The sequence below is a fragment of the Streptomyces sp. ISL-10 genome, from assembly GCF_018614575.1.
GTDB lineage: Bacteria > Actinomycetota > Actinomycetes > Streptomycetales > Streptomycetaceae > Streptomyces.
In genome coordinates, this window is sequence record NZ_JAGGOJ010000047.1 from 34,914 (window position 1) to 49,915 (window position 15,002).

The window sequence follows — 15,002 nt, forward strand, 5'->3', positions numbered from 1 at the left end:
GGGAATCAGCCGCGGTTCAGGATGTCGATGATGTTCCGGGCGAGCTGCTCGGAGGAGGCGGGGTTCTGGCCGGTGTGCAGATTGCGGTCCGCCACCACGTGCGCGCTGAACGGGGCGGCGGCGGCAAAGTCGGCACCGAGTTCCACCAGACGGTCCTGGAGCAGCCACGTGGCCTTGTCGGCGAAGCCGGCCAGGGTCTCCTCGGCGTTGGTGAAGCCGGTCATGCGGTAACCGGCGAACGGCCAGCTGCCGTCCTCGCGCCGGGCGGCGAGCAGGGCCGCGGGGGCGTGGCACAGCACCGCGAGCGGCTTGCCGGAGTCCAGCGCAGCGGTGAGCAGTCGGCCGGACGCGGCGTTGACGGCGAGGTCCTCCATGGGGCCGTGGCCACCGGGGTAGAGGACGGCGGCGTACGCGTCGAGGTCGACGTCCTCGAGCTTGACCGGGTTCTCCAGGTCGGCGCGGATGGAAGCCAGGTACGCGGCGATGGCGTCGGCCTGCTCCTTGCCGCCGGTGGACTCGGCGGCGAGGCTGACGGCGTCGACGGTCGGAGCGACGCCGCCGGGCGTGGCGACGGTGACGTCGAATCCGGCCTCGCGCAACAGGCGGTGCGGTGTGGCGAGTTCCTCGGCCCAGTAGCCGGTGGGGTGCAGGGTGCCGTCGGCGAGTGTCCAGTGGTCGGAACCGGTGACGACGAACAGAACTGCGGTCACAACTGTCTCCTTCGAAGGGTGCGCGCGTCGCGCGGTGGTGGGGGGTCTTCTGGTCCGGCAGGGGGTGTGCCGGCGCCGGCGTACAGGCAGTGGGTGGCTCAGCCGATGGTGACGATCACCTTGCCGCGGGTGTGACCCTCCTGGTTGAGCCGCTGTGCGTCAGCGGCCTGCTCGAGCGGGAATGTCGCCGCCACGTCCACGCGCAGCTGCCCCCGCTCCGCGAGGACTGTGAGCGCCTCGAGGTCCTCGGCGTCGGGCCGGACGAAGACGTACCGGCCCCCGAGGCCGAGGACGGCGCCGTCGGCGACGGAGGCCAGGCGGCCGCCTTCGGCGAGCAGCCCGGGGGAGAGCTTCAGGGCCTCGCCGCCGATCAGATCGAGCACGGCGTTCACACCCTGCGTCGCCAGTGCCTTGACGCGGTCGGTCAGGCCCTCGCCGTAGGCGACCGGCTCCGCGCCCAGCCCGCGCAGGTAGTCGTGGTTGCGCTCGCTCGCCGTGCCGATGACGCGGGCGCCGAGCGTTCGGGCGATCTGTACGGCCAGAGAGCCGACCCCACCTGCCGCGGCGTGCACCAGTACGGTGTCGCCGCTGCCCACGTTCAGGGCACGGGTCAGCGACTGGTAGGCGGTGAGACCTGCCAGCGGGATGCCGGCGGCCTCCTCGAAGGTGAGGTTGGCGGGCTTGCGGGCGAGCGTACGGATCGGGGCGGCGACGTACTCGGCGAAGGTGCCGCGGGAGACGAAGTCCTCACGGACGTAGCCGATCACTTCGTCGCCCGGGGCGAACTCGGTGACGCCGACGCCGACTTCTTCGACGACGCCTGCCACGTCCCAGCCGGGGACGACGGGGAAGACGGTGTCCATGATGCCGTCCAGGTAGCCGGCCTGGATCTTCCAGTCGACCGGGTTGACGGAGGCGGCCTTCACTCGGACCAGTACGGTGTCCGGGGCGAGCTTCGGGTTGGGGACGTCGCCGTATTCCAGGACGTCCGGGCCGCCGTAGGCGCGGTAGGTGATGGCCTTCATGGTGGTGCTCCTTGCTGTGGTGGTGCGGTCGTGCGGTGGTGCAGGATCGCGGTGGTGTTGGCTCGGGTGGGTCGTCAGGCAGCCGCGGTGGCGGCAGCCGGCTCGGGGGCCGGCTCGGCGGCGGGCCGGTGTTCCGCACGGGGCGCCTGCCGCTGCCGCTTCAGGCCGAGCAGCGCGATGGCCAGGACGGAGGCGAATGCGGCTCCGGCGATGGTGAAGCTCAGGGTGAACTGGCTCTCGGCGGGCAGCGGGGGCACTCCGGCCGGAAGGTTCTCGATGGTCCGGGAGGCGAGCAGCGTGGTGATCAGCGCACTGCCGATCGAGCTTCCGACCGAGCGGGAGATGGAGTTGATGCCGTTGGCGACGCCGGTCTGGTGGGGCGGCACTCCCGCGACGATCAGTGCGGGCATCGCGGCGTAGCCGAGGCTGATGGCCGTTCCGACAGCCATTCCGGCGCCGATCACCGAGGGGGCCGAGGAGTGAGCGGCGGCCAGCCACGCGAAGCCGGCGGTGCCGATCACCGCGCTGAGCGCGAGGGTGAGGCGTGGGCCGATCCTGCGGATCAGCAGGCCGCCGAACTGGGCGGCGACGAGGGAGGCGATCGTGCTGGGCAGCAGGTACTCGACCGAGGCGCGGAGAACGGATGCGCCGAAGCCGTAACCCGCGATGTCCTGCGGTATCTGAGCCAGATAGGAGACGCCGAGGAACTGGGCGAACATCCCGAATCCGACGAAGAGGCCCGCGAGGTTGCTGAACAGCACCGGGCGGTGGAGGAACATCCTCATGTCGACCAGCGGTTCGCGCACGCGGCTCTCGGCGAAGGCCCAGACACCGGCCATGACGACCGCTCCGGTGAAGCTGCCCAGAGTGCGGGCGGAGGTCCAGCCCCACTCGTGGCCCTGGGAGATCGGCAGGAGCAGAAGGACCAGGAAGAGCCCGAGAGTGAGGGCGCCGAGGATGTCGGTGCGCCCTCCGGTCTTGGTGCGGCTTGCCGGTACGAGGATGACGACGGCGATGAGTGTGACCAGAGCCAGCCCGGCGGCCAGCCAGAAGACGGGGTGGTAGTCGGCGTTCTCGCCACGGGTCAGCAGGCCGGTGGTGACCAGCGCGAAGCCGCTGCCGAACGCCAAGGTGCCGCTGACCAGGGACATCGCTCCGGGCAGCCGGTCGGCGGAGACCTCCTCACGGAGTACCGACAGCGCGAGCGGGAAGATCGCCGTGGCGGCTCCCTGGAGAACGCGGCCGACGATCAGCCACAGGAGCGAGTCGGTGGTGGCCGCCAGGACCGAGCCGGCGATCATCACCACCAGCACGCCGATGAGGGTCGGCTTCTTCCCGTGCTGGTCGCCCAGGCGGCCGAGCAGGGGGGTGAAGACGGCTGCGGAGAGCAGGGTCGCGGTCGTGACCCAGCTGACCTCGGCAGCACTGCTGCCGAGGCTGGTTCCGATCAGACCCAGGATCGGGACCACCAGTGTCTGCATCATCGACACGACCATGGCGGCGAGGCTCAGGACGAGGACGACTGCGATCTCACGTCGATGTCGGCCGGGCGACGGGGCAATGGTTCGGGACACGGGCGCTCTCTTCGGGGCGGGGAGGGGTGCGGTGGCGCCGGAGCCCGGAGGAGGGCTCACAGCTAGATGCTTGATGAACTCAAGCAACGAGCTCGACGGTAAACGTCAATGGTTGAGGAAGTCAAACTTTGAGCTTCACCTAGACTGGAGACATGTCCCGCACCCCCGCCCCGCACCCGGTACCCGAAACCCCTGACCCGAAGGGGAGCGACCCCACCCACGTCGAACTCCTGGAGCGCCTGGCGCGCGCTGCTGCCGGCTACTACCGGGACCTCGCCGCGGCGGCCGCGGTGCAGGGCCTCACCATGACGCAGGCCAAGATGCTCATCCTGCTCCGGCAGCCCCTGCCCATGCGCGCTCTCGCAGGCAAGCTCGCCTGCGACGCTTCCAACATCACCGGGCTTGTCGACCGGCTGGAGTCCCATGGACTGGTCTCCAGGCACCTCGACCCGGCCGACCGGCGGATCAAGAACGTGGTCGCGACGGAAAAGGGCTTGGAGGCGGTCCGTGTGATCCGCGCCGATATGCGGGCCACCTCGGCGGCCTTCAACCGTCTCGACGACGAGGGCCGCCGGAGCCTCTACGAGCTGCTGGGGCGCCTGCACCCGGACGAGACGGTCTGACCACAACGGCCGGGGTGTCCGCCCGGGTGTACGCGCGACCCGTGAGCGCGGTCGAAAGCAGAGATCGCCCGATGCCTGAAGGGCGCGTCCGCGCTGTCCACAGGCCCGTTTGCCCGCTACTCAGAGAGCGTCGGTGAACTGGGTCAGCGGGCGAGGCGGTTTGAGCTGCCCAGTGGCGGCGGCACAGATCTGGCGGCGCCGCCGACGAAGGCGCGTCAGTGGTGGTGGCCGTGCCGGCCGAGGGTCTCCACGGGGGTCGCGCCGGGGCGGGTCCACTGCGGCACGGGGCGACTGGTCGGGCCCCAGGTGGCGTACCCGTCCGCGTCCGAGCGCCAGAACCAGCACGGGCTGTGCCCCTCGGGCCAGCCCCCGGGGTTGTCCTCCCACGCTTCGCCGCGGCCGTAGGGCGTCATGTCGAGCAGGCCGAGAGACCCGTTGACCCGCTCGTTGCCACGGCCCGTCGTGGAGTAGGTGAGGAACACGCGGTCGCCGTCGCGCAGGAAGCAGGTGAGGTGACCCATGCTGCCGCCGACCGGCGCGTCCACGTCGCGCACCGAGTACCAGGGCTGGGTGTAGCCCATGAACTCGACGTAGGAGGCCACCTCGTCCGGGCGGCCCGTGGTCAGGATGGCGAACGAGACGCCGCGGGCGTTGAGGTAGACGGCGTCCTTCAGGTGCCAGGCCGTGGTGGTGCAGCCCTCGCACTGCCCCTGGTGCGGCGCGCCGTCGTACCACATGTGCTTGTAGACCACGAGCTCGTCGCGACCCTGGAACAGGTTCAGGAACGGGACCGGGCCGTCGGGTCCGATGACCTCGACCGTCCCGTCGAGCTCCACCATCGGCAGCCGGCGGCGGGCCGCGGCGATGGCGTCGCCCTCGTGGGTGTGGGCCTTCTCCCGGACCAGCAGCTCGTCACGGGCGGTCTGCCAGGTGGCCATGTCGACCACGGGCGGGCGGTCGGGCAGCGCGGTGGTCGGGTCGTCCGGCGTGGTCGTCATGGTGTCCTCCGCGGTGTCCCGTGCCGGGCAGCGTCGTACGACGTCCTGTGGCGGTCACCAGGACAGACTCGCGAACCGGCCGGAACTCATCGCAGCGGGGGCGCCCGCCCTCGGCCGATCCTGCACGGACCACATCGGGCTGACTCGTTCACAAACGCGCCCCCAGACGCACCTGGACGGACGGCCACCCGCGGCGGTCGGCGTCCGCGTTCGGACACTCCGACCAAGTCCTACTGGTGTGATGGGCTGTTGTTTCGCCTTGCGGAGACCCGTGAATTCACCCCCGTGCCGGGCGCGTACCGCAACAGAGCGACTACAGACGGCAATACCCTGTGCGCCGAGTCCCGTGTGGATGGGACTGACGAAAGGAACGCCATCGTGTCTGTACTTTCTCGTGTGGCCTTGGCTGCCGGACTCGCGGCTGTGTTGGTGGGCGGGGCCTTCGCGCCTGCGGCCCAGGCCGGGAGCGCCAAGGGCTCCAAGCACACCTACACCTGCAGCAACAGGGGCGGCGGCCCCAACCACACGGTCAACTGCTCCGGCCTGATCACCGTCAACAATGTGCTGAACAACACCACCGTCACGGTCGGTGACATCAATGTCCTGACGGACAACCAGCTCGAAGACCTTGAGATCAACCTGGTCAACGCCGCGGACAGCACCGTGAATCAGAATGTGGCGCTTCAGCTGCTCAAGCTGGAAGGGGCCGTCGTCAACACCTATGTGCAGGGGTTGGACAGCGCCCTCTTCACAGGCAGAGTGACCGTCTGCGCAATGAGGTTCTGCGTCTGACGGTCTGTGGCTCAACGCATTCCCGCCGGTGGCCTGCATCGTGTGGGGAGCAAGGCCGATCGCAGGGTGCCGTCGAATCGGGAAAGCCGGCGGAGGCCAGGCGAGAACGAACGTCCTCCTTGGGAGCTGCCCCGCGCTGCCGCCATCAGACACGTCGCGTTCTGCGTCGTCCCGGCCGGCGACAACACATGACAGCGTGACGAGGTGCCGATCCGAACGGATCGGCCCTCTGCTCTGCCCCGTGACCGGAAGTCGCGGACGCCGCCCGCGTCCCGCCCCGGCCACGCGAGGCATCTCCGCGCGACGCCCGGGCCGGCGGTCAGCTGTTGAGCGCCGTCGCCAGCTGGGACCGTGAGCGGACGTCCAGCTTCTGGTAGATACGGGTCAGCCGCGCCTCGACCGTCTTCACGCTCAGGTACAGCTTCGCCGCGGCCTCCTGGTTGCTCGCCCCCTGGCCCACCAGCCGTGCCAGCCGCAGCTCCGCGTCCGTCAGGGCCGACAAGGCACCCCGCGCGGCCGGCGTCTGCTCGGCCGGGGCCGTGGGGGTCTCCGTCGCCAGGGCCAGCCAGGGCACGGCGCCCGCCCGTTCGAAGACGATGGCCGCGGCCTGCAACGCGCTCGCCGCCGCCGACCGCCTGCGGCGGCGGCGTTCCACGCGGGCGAGCGTGATGAGCGCCCGACCGCGTTCCAGCGGCAGACCCGCCGTTCCGTACCGCTCGGCGACCTCCGTCAGCAGCGGCGCCGCCTCGTCCGCGCAGCCGCTCGCGGCCAGGAGCACCGCATGCGCCCGGTCGCAGCCCAGCAGCACCGTCGTGCGGCCGAGGCGCTCGGCGACCGGGCGGACGTCCGCGAGCAGCGCGGCCGCCTCCTCCGGCGCGTCGACCGCCACCAGCGCCTCGGCGAGCTCCTCGTGCCAGCGAAGCATCGACGGGTCGACGGTCGCCTGGGCCCGCTCGCTCACCTGTACCCGGCGCAGCGTCTCGCGGGCGGTGGTGACGTCACCGGAGAGCAACTGGACCCGGCCGAGCGCGTAGAGGCTGCGCGAGAGGAAGACGTGGTCTCCCTCCTCCTCCGACGCCTGGGCGCTGCGCCGTGCGTAACTCGCCGCCCGCGCGAAACTGCCTCCGGCCGTCTCGGCGAGGGCCAGGGTGTACCAGGCGGGCCCGGGGGAGAGTCCTGCCTCCAGCGTGAGGGCGAGTGAGCGTCCCGCGTGCGCGAGCGCCGCCGCGCACTGACCCCGCCGGGCCTCGACCTCCGCGAGTGTATGAAGCAGTTCGATCATGTCCTCCACCGAACCGCGACGCTCGACGAGCGGCAGCAGCGCACCGAGCTGGTCGCGGGCCTCGGTGAGGCGGTCGTCGAACATGGCGTGACGGATGGTCAGGATCTGGGCGGCATTGCGGATGCCGAGCGGACGCTCCACCCTTTCGAGTGCGCGCGCCTCGGCGAGCACGCGCTCCGCGTCCGGCGACCCGAGCACCCGGTCCATGCGCGCCTGCACGGTCAGCGCCTTGGCCGCCGTGGCGCGGTCGCCCACGGATGCGGCGAGCTCCGCCGATTCCACGGCCGCCGCGCGTGAGCGCACCGGATCGCCGTCGGCCAGTACGTGCTTGACCGCGAGCCGCAGCTGGACCGCGGCCCGGAGCGCCGTGTCGCCCTCGGAATCCTCCATGGCATGGACGTAGATCTCGTCGAGGCCCGTGAGGCCCTGCCCGGCGGTGTCCAGCACCGCAAGCCGGGCCCGTACCCGGTCGGCCGGGGACGCGTCCCGTGCCAGCAGGTCCGTCGCCGCGCGCATCGCCAGATCGGCGCGCGCCGCGCGCGCCGCCTCCTCCGCCGCGTCCACGAGCCGGGCGATGCGCTGCGACGCGCCGTGCAGACCGGGAGTGGACTCGGCGGCGAGCAGGGCGAGTTCGGCGGCGAGCGTGCTGTTGCCGCGCCGCCGGGCCGTTTCCGCGGCGGCCGACACCTCGGCGGCCAGGCCCTCGTCGGGGATGTCGGTGGCCAGCGCCCGGTGCCGTACGGCCTCGACCGGGTCGTCGACGACCTCGGCGAGTGCCGCATGACCCGAGCTGCGCTCGGCCCAGCAGGCGTCGTGGACCAGGGTCGAGGGCAGGACGCCGGCCGAGAACGCGACCGTGCCGTCCTCTGTGAGCCGGATCAGCGACGCACGTTCCGCGGCCGCGAGGTCCGCCTCGGCGGTCGGCCGTCCGGCCCGGCGGATCAGCGACGCCGACGGACGCAGAGCGAGCGCCGCGAGCAGCAGCGTGGCGCGCACGTCGGGGGAGACGGCGCCCAGCAGCCCGCGCGCCAGGTCCCGGGCGCGTCCGGACAGCGACAGCGCCTCGGCGTGGTGCACGGGCGTGCGCGCGTCCGCGAGCGATCGGCCGACGGCCAGCGCGAGCCGCGGATTGCCGCCGCTGGCCTTGTGGATACGGCCCGCCATGCGCGAGGGCAGCCGGTGGTGGATGAGGAGCTCCGCGATCTCGTCGGCCTGCAGCGGCGGCACGTTCAGCACGTCCGCCTCGGACGGCTCCCACAGCGGCTTCGCCGTCACCGGGTCCGGACGCCCGTCCTGGAACTCGCCGGCCGTGCCGTACGCCGCCGGGGTGTCGACGGCCATCGCCCGCAGTTCGGGCGGCGCGAGATGGAGCGCGAAACGCAGCAGATCGGCACTGGCCGGGTCGATGCACTGGACGCCATCGAGGACGAGGAGGGCCGGCCCGCCCGCGGCCAGGGTGCGCAGGATGCGTGCGAGGGCCAGACGCAGGGCGACGGGGTCCCAGCCGCACTCCGGCATGGGCGCCTCACGGCACAGCATGGCGACAGCGGCGCGCTGCGGGCCGGGGAGCCCCTCCAGGACGTGTCCTTCGCCGCCGTCCCCGCCCTGGGCGGGCGGGGCGGCTGCCGCCACGGAGGCGATGAGCGCGGCGGCGGTCGCCCCGGGGATGTCGCGGTCGGCGGGCAGCGCGGCCAGCCACAGCACGCTATCGCCCCGCGCCTCGGCGCGTGCGGCGACGGACAGGGCGACCTCCGTCTTGCCGACCCCGGGGGGACCGGTGAGCAGCGCACGCCCGCCGGTGCACAGCACACGGTCCAGGCGGGCGAGCAGTTCCGCGCGGCCGACGGGCTCGGCGCGGTATGCGACCGATGTCATGAGCCCACCACCACCTTCCGGCGTGCGCGGGCCCCCTGCCCGTTCGAGCAGAGGATACGAAGCCTGTCCCTTCAGTCCAGGTCCGTTGTCCGGCATACGGACAGGTCTGGACTTGGAAAGCGGTGCGGCGCGCTCCCGGCAGGTGCCGGGAACGCGCCCTGACCAGCAGTGATGCAGGCGATCCGGTGGATCAGAAGGTGAGACTCCAGGAGTCGATGTAGCCGGTGTCACCCGAGGCCACATCGCGGACCTGGAGCTTCCAGGTGCCGCCTGCGACCTCGCTGGAGGCGTCGACGGTGTACGTCGCGAGGACGTTGTCGGCGCTGTCCGAGCCGGAGGACGTCTTCAGGTTGCGCACCGTGCCGTCCGGGGCGATCAGGTCGATCACCAGGTCGCCGCGCCAGGTGTGCTTGATGTCCACGCCGACCTTGAGGGCGGCGGGGGCGTTGCCGGTGCGGTCGGTCACGGCGATCGAGGACGTGACGGTCGAGTTGTCCGTAATCGTCACGTTGTTGGCGTTGCTGTAGGTCGCGCCGCCGGGGGCGGTGCCCGAGACGGCGTTGACCGTCTTGGTCGCGTCCGCGATACCGGAGCCGCAGCCGCCCGTGCAGGTGCCGGGCAGCGGCCGGGCGTTCGCCTTGATGGCGGACTCGATGTCGCCCGGTGTCAGCGTGGGCTTGGCCGACTCCAGGAGCGCGGCGAGGCCGGCGATGTGCGGGGCGGCCATCGAGGTGCCCTGGTAGGGCTTGTAGTTCTCGGTGGACTGGACGGTGGTGCCCGAGTTGAGCGTCGAGAGGATGCCGTTCTCCGGGGTGGTCACCGTGCCGGGGGTGTCCGTCGCGCGACGGGTCTCGCCGCCGGGAGCGGAGACGTCGACGATGCTGCCGTAGTTCGAGTAGAAGGAACGGTTGCCCTCGCGGCTGGTGGACGCCACGTTGATGATGTTGGCGCAGTTGGCGGGCGTGAAGCCGGAGGCGTTGGTGTTGCTGTTGCCCGCCGCCACGACCACGGTGGTGCCGCGGGAGACGGCGCCGTTGATGGCGTTCTGGTACACGCTCGGGCAGCTGCTGCTCGCGCCGCCGAGGCTCAGGTTGATCACCTTCGCCGGGGTTGCGTTGGCCGGGATGCCCGGCACGGAGCCGCCGGAGGCCCAGGTGATGGCGTCGGCGATGTCGGAGGAGGAACCGCCGCACTTGCCGAGCACACGGACGGGCTGGATCTTCGCGCCGTACGCGATGCCCGCCACGCCCTTGCCGTTGCTGGTCGTCGCCGCGATGGTGCCCGCGACATGCGTGCCGTGCCAGGAGGAGTTGCTCGCCCTGGACCCGCTGCCGCACTCGCCGTCGGTGGCGTTCCAGTCGCCCTCGTCCTTGGCGTTGTTGTCGCGGCCGTTGCCGTCGCGTGCGTCGGCGGAGCTGGAGATGAAGTCGTAGCCGGAGACGACGTTGGAGGCCAGGTCCGTGTGGGCCGCGTAGCCGGTGTCGATGACGGCGACGGTCACGCCGCTGCCGGTGGTCTTGTCCCAGGCGCCGGGCACGTTCATGCCGCCGGTGGCCTCGAAGAGGTCCCACTGCTTGGCGTACTCGGTGTCGTCGGGGGTGACGGCCATCGCGTAGGCGCGGATGTCGGGCTCCACGGAGGCGACCGACGGGTCGGCGCGGAAGGCGTCCATGACCTCGGCCACCGTCTTCCTGGACGCCTCGCCACCGAGGTCGACCAGGGCCGAACCGCCGGCGAGCCGGCGTTCGAAGGACAGGCTCTCGCCGGTCTCGGAGCCCTTGGCCGCGGCGTCGGAACGGGCCGCGGTGTTGGAAGTGGCCTCGGCGGCTTTGGACTTGTAGGTGACGATGACCTTCTCCACCGGCGCGGCCGGCGGGCTGGACATGGTCTGCGACGCCGGGGCGGGCTTCGGCGCGGGATTCGCGGGCGTTGCGGCAAACGCCACGGAAGTCGTCGCGGCAACGCCGGCGAGCGTGGCGCTCGCTGCCGCGACGGCTATGAGTCTCCGCCTGGAACCGTTCAAGGTGTTCCTCTCGAATGACGGTCTCTTCGGCGCGGACGGGCGGCGCGGGAACCGCGGTGCGGTGTGGGGGTGCATTCCGCGGTTCCCCGGGCCGGGTAGCCCGCGCGCCGCCGCCGGCACGACGGCCCCGGGTCGGGGCCGCACCGACAGGCCCGATCTGCATGCACCTGACAGGAGAGCGAGGGGCTCGCGAGTCAGGGGGCGGGATCTGCCGGTGCGGCAGACAGTAGGAAAACCTGAGGTGAACGCGATACGGGGAAAACCCTTGTCCCCCTCGCGCACCCCGAGGGTGGGGGAGGGGGACGCGCCGTCAGGGTGGGGACTTACGGGGCGTCGACCGGGGGACGACGTCGGTCCGGCCGGTTCCAGCCCTCGGTGACGTGACGGGTGGGAGACCCGCTCGGAGTCCGGTGACGTGACGGGTGGGGAGAACCGCCCAGAGTCCGGTGACGTGGCCGGTGGGGAGACGGCTCAGACTTCGCCGAGGTCCGAGCTCACCCAGCGCTGCGGCCGCATATGGATGACCGTCTGGTCGCCGTGGTTCTTCCAGGCGAAGTCGACGTAGGCATCGACCTTGTCGGCCGGAAGGTAGCGCGCGGAGATCTCCACCAACTGCTCCCGCGTAGCCGGCACGGTGTCGATGACGGGGCCTTCGACCGAGACGTACCGGATCGTCGGCTCCACACGGTCGACCATGAGACTGAACCGCCCCGCCTTTGCGATCAGCTGCCCCTTGCGGGACTCGCGGCCGGTCATGATCCAGATGTCGCCGCCCGGCGCGTACTGGTACCAGATGGGCACCGTGAGCGGCGCCCGGCCGCCGTCGTCGCCCGCATCGACCGCGAGTGCGGCGATATGGGGCTCGGCGAGGAACTGTTCACGCTCGTGACGGGAGAGGGCCACGGCACACTCACTCCTTCGGTAGGCAGGGCTCGGCAGGCATCGGCTCCGGCGACGGAGCGCGCCTATCGGCCCAACGCCCTTGCCCTGTAAGTCATTCCGGCGCACAGCGGTCGGCGGGTGAGCCGCGACGGCAACAGGGCGAGGGGCTCGTCCACCGCGGACGGGCCCCTCCACTGGTGCGGTGACCGGTCAGACGATGTTCTCCGCGAGCTCCGCCTGCTCACGGGCGTTGCCGTACGCGGCCGGTGTGCTGTACGTGCGCCGGGCGACGAACCACCACACCGTGGCCAGCACCAGCACGGCCACCAGAGCGATCGAGGCGTAGTTCATCGAGTCGATCGTCACCGGGTTCGACTGCGGCAGACAGAACAGGACCGTCACGCACGCCACCCACACCACGGCCACCCAGCCGATGGGCTTGCTCCAGCGGCCCAGACTCCACGGTCCCGGTCGGAAGCGGTCGCCCGCCCGCAGCCGCAGATAGACCGGTATCGCGTACGCCGGGGTGATGCCGATGACGTTGATCGCCGTGACCGCGCCGTACGCGGTCGCCGAGTACAGTGACGGCAACGCCAGCACGGCGGCGAAGCCCACCGACAGCCACACCGCGGGCACCGGAGTCTGCGTACGGCTGCTGACCCTGCGCCACAGTGCCGAGCCCGGCAGCGCGTTGTCCCGGCTGAACGCGAACACCATGCGGCTCGCCGCCGCCACCTCCGCGTTGCCGCAGAACAGCTGCGCGACGATCACCACCAGCAGCAGCGCGGACGCGGCGCCGGCACCGAGAGCGTCGATCAGGATCTGTGCCGGGGGCACACCGGTCGCGGTCTCCTGGGTGCCCGCATAGTCCTGGATGGCGAAGGTCAGCCCCGCCAGCAGCGCGAAACCGGCGATCCACGACACCCAGATGGAGCGGACGATGCCCTTGGCCGCGCTGACCGAGGCGTTCGACGTCTCCTCCGACAGATGGGCGGAGGCGTCGTAGCCGGAGAACGTGTACTGGGCCAGCAGCAGACCGATCGCGGCCACGTAGACGGGGTTGTCCCAGCCCGTGTCGTTCACGAACTCGCCGAAGACGAACCCGGGCGACTGGTGGTCGGACGGGACGATCGCCAGCGCGCCGACGATCAGGGCCACACCGGCCAGATGCCACCACACACTGACGGAGTTGAGCAGACTCACCAGCCGCACACCGAACAGGTTCAGCACGGCGTGCAGCAGCAGGATGCACAGGAAGATGAGCATCGTTGAGCCGGGCGTCGGCTCGAAACCCCACTGCAGATTGAGGAAGGCGCCCGTGAACAGGGCGCAGCCGTAGTCGATGCCGGCGATGGCGCCCAGCAGACCCAGCAGGTTCAGCCAGCCCGTGTACCAGCCCCACTTGCGGCCGCCGAGCCGGTCGGCCATGTAGTACAGCGCGCCCGATGTCGGGTACGCGCTCGTCACCTCGGCCAGCGCCATGCCGACGCACAACACGAAGAGACCGACGCCCGCCCAGCCCCACAGCATCACGGCGGGGCCGCCGGTGCCCAGGCCGAACCCGTAGAGCGTCATACAGCCCGACAGGATGGAGATCACCGAGAAGCTGATCGCGAAGTTGCCGAAACCGCCCATGCGGCGGGCGAGGACCGGCTGGTAGCCGAGTTCCCTCAGCCGCTCCTCCTCGTCCCTGGGCGGGACCTGGTCGGAGCCGGACCGCTTCTGCGGGGACGGCGGGGACGGCGGGGACGTGGACATCGCGGATACCTCCGGGGAAAGGCGGTGCACGGTGGGGACGGGAACGGGGTGGGCCTCGGGCCCGGCCCTGGCGGGGGAGCGGCGGCGGGCGGGCCGTACCGGTGCCGCCCGCCATCGGGCCGGGCTCACGGGGCCGGAGCCCGCCGCATCGGCCGAAGTGCCTCTCGCGGGCGCGGCTCACGGACCGGAGCGTGCCTCACGGGCCGCGGCCAGGCAGCGGGACCGGGCGCGCAGGAACACCTCCTTCGCCAGCGACGTGTCCTGGGGATCGTCGGTTCGGTACGCCCAAGGCAGCGGCGTGTAGTACGGGCCGAGCGCTTCGAACACCGGTCCGGCGTCCGCGAACTGCTGCGCACCCCACAGCGCGTGTGCCAGGTGACCGAGATCCAGCAGCGAACGGTGATCCGGATCCGCGGCAGCGAACCAGCCGAGCGCCAGCCGCGCGTCGCGCACCGCGTCGTCGGTCACCCAGTGCAGGTCGAGCGCCTTCTCCTGGCCGTGCTCACGGCGGTAGCGCTCCACCCGCACGTACAGCGGGAGAACCGTCACCGCGGACCCGGCCGGAGCCGAGGACGCCGCCCACTGGACGAAGTTGACCGCCTCGGACACGTGCCCGCCGGCCCGGCAGCCGTACACGAACTGCAGCATCCGGTGGTACGCCTCGCGATTGTGCGGATCGCGCTTGTGCGCCTGGGCCAGCAGGCCCCACGGCCCGGGGAACAGCATCGGGCCCGGCGGCGCCACGCGGTGCTCTTCGAGCCGCTGCACCTCGTCCAGACGGGCCAGGGCCAGGAGGCACACCCAGGGCACCGGGTCCTCGGGCGCGGCGTGCGCCGCCGTACGGCACGCGTCCCAGCCCTCGTGCCACAACTCGTCGGTGCGGTGATGTCCCTCGCGATGCGCCCGCAGAGCACGCTCCACCACCACGCGGCAGTGCATCACGGCTGCCGCGGGATTCGCCGGCTCCTCCGCGCGCCAGACCTGCACAGTGTCGGATCCGGCGGCGACCGCGGCCAGCACCTGGGTCCGCTGCGTCCACACCGCCCAGTCCGTGGTGTCCGCCAGCAGGTTCCGCATCGCCAGCCATCGGCCGGTGCGCAGGTCCTCGAGCGCGGCGCGGAGCTCGCTGTCGTGTCCGGCCGGGTGGTACACGGGCCGTAACTCGTCCTGAGCCATCAGCCCGCCCTCCCGCGCCGGAAGGTGCGGGGGGTGCTCAGCACGACCGAGACGTCCTGGGGGCCGTCTTTCCGTGGCAGGGCTCGGTCGGGGAACGGAAGGTCATGGGGCCTCTTGGGGAGATGGGAGGTGAGGCGTGCCTGTCCCGCCGGTGGGCATCGGGCACACCGGCGGGCATCGGCGTCCACCGGACGGTGCGGCGTCCGGGAGCAGCCGGCCGCCGTCGGGCAGGGAACCGGACGCCGGCAACACACCGGCCGTCCGTCGTGCAGGGGCAGACGTCC

The 15,002-nt window shown here is 71.6% G+C and carries 11 protein-coding genes; 2 read left to right on the forward strand and 9 right to left on the reverse strand.

The window, feature by feature from the left end:
* Nucleotides 1-5 precede the first annotated feature (5 nt).
* The 3 genes from J7E88_RS34200 to J7E88_RS34210 all read right to left on the reverse strand — a co-directional run bounded on the left by J7E88_RS34200 (nucleotide 6) and on the right by J7E88_RS34210 (nucleotide 3,309).
* Nucleotides 6-710, reverse strand: coding sequence for a type 1 glutamine amidotransferase domain-containing protein (locus tag J7E88_RS34200; protein ID WP_215187389.1), 705 nt, complete (start codon nucleotides 708-710; stop codon nucleotides 6-8).
* A gap of 98 nt (nucleotides 711-808) precedes the next feature.
* A complete protein-coding gene (locus tag J7E88_RS34205) occupies nucleotides 809-1,735 on the reverse strand; it encodes an NADP-dependent oxidoreductase (protein ID WP_215187390.1) in 927 nt (308 codons plus the stop codon).
* A gap of 74 nt (nucleotides 1,736-1,809) precedes the next feature.
* A complete protein-coding gene (locus J7E88_RS34210) occupies nucleotides 1,810-3,309 on the reverse strand; it encodes an MFS transporter (RefSeq protein ID WP_308307727.1) in 1,500 nt (499 codons plus the stop codon).
* 152 nt (nucleotides 3,310-3,461) lie between these two features.
* On the opposite strand from J7E88_RS34210, the gene J7E88_RS36900 reads away from it, so the two are divergent.
* Nucleotides 3,462-3,932: a MarR family winged helix-turn-helix transcriptional regulator gene (locus J7E88_RS36900; RefSeq protein ID WP_215187391.1), complete on the forward strand. Its 471-nt coding sequence runs from the start codon at nucleotides 3,462-3,464 to the stop codon at nucleotides 3,930-3,932.
* 215 nt (nucleotides 3,933-4,147) lie between these two features.
* Here J7E88_RS36900 and J7E88_RS34220 read toward each other — a convergent pair whose 3' ends face one another.
* Complete coding sequence (locus tag J7E88_RS34220) at nucleotides 4,148-4,930, reverse strand: DUF899 family protein (protein WP_215187392.1); 783 nt, start codon at nucleotides 4,928-4,930, stop codon at nucleotides 4,148-4,150.
* 378 nt (nucleotides 4,931-5,308) lie between these two features.
* Here J7E88_RS34220 and J7E88_RS34225 point away from each other — a divergent pair, with 378 nt between their 5' ends.
* Nucleotides 5,309-5,722, forward strand: coding sequence for a preprotein translocase subunit TatB (locus J7E88_RS34225; protein ID WP_215187393.1), 414 nt, complete (start codon nucleotides 5,309-5,311; stop codon nucleotides 5,720-5,722).
* 319 nt (nucleotides 5,723-6,041) lie between these two features.
* Here the strand turns inward: J7E88_RS34225 and J7E88_RS34230 are convergent, their stop codons facing one another.
* From J7E88_RS34230 to J7E88_RS34250, 5 genes are all read right to left on the reverse strand, one after another.
* Complete coding sequence (locus tag J7E88_RS34230) at nucleotides 6,042-8,879, reverse strand: LuxR family transcriptional regulator (protein WP_215187394.1); 2,838 nt, start codon at nucleotides 8,877-8,879, stop codon at nucleotides 6,042-6,044.
* Nucleotides 8,880-9,069: 190 nt separating this feature from the next.
* The gene (locus tag J7E88_RS34235; RefSeq protein WP_215187395.1) at nucleotides 9,070-10,764 is read right to left on the reverse strand and encodes a S8 family serine peptidase; all 1,695 of its coding nucleotides are present in this window, start codon (nucleotides 10,762-10,764) and stop codon (nucleotides 9,070-9,072) included.
* A 609-nt stretch (nucleotides 10,765-11,373) separates the two neighbouring features.
* On the reverse strand, nucleotides 11,374-11,805 hold the full coding sequence (locus tag J7E88_RS34240) for a pyridoxamine 5'-phosphate oxidase family protein (protein WP_215187396.1): 432 nt from the start codon (nucleotides 11,803-11,805) through the stop codon (nucleotides 11,374-11,376).
* Between the two features lie 189 nt (nucleotides 11,806-11,994).
* Nucleotides 11,995-13,542 (reverse strand): amino acid permease, encoded by a 1,548-nt coding sequence (locus J7E88_RS34245; RefSeq protein WP_251023620.1) that lies wholly within the window; start codon nucleotides 13,540-13,542, stop codon nucleotides 11,995-11,997.
* 177 nt (nucleotides 13,543-13,719) lie between these two features.
* Nucleotides 13,720-14,718, reverse strand: coding sequence for a hypothetical protein (locus J7E88_RS34250; RefSeq protein ID WP_215187397.1), 999 nt, complete (start codon nucleotides 14,716-14,718; stop codon nucleotides 13,720-13,722).
* Nucleotides 14,719-15,002: the final 284 nt, after the last annotated feature.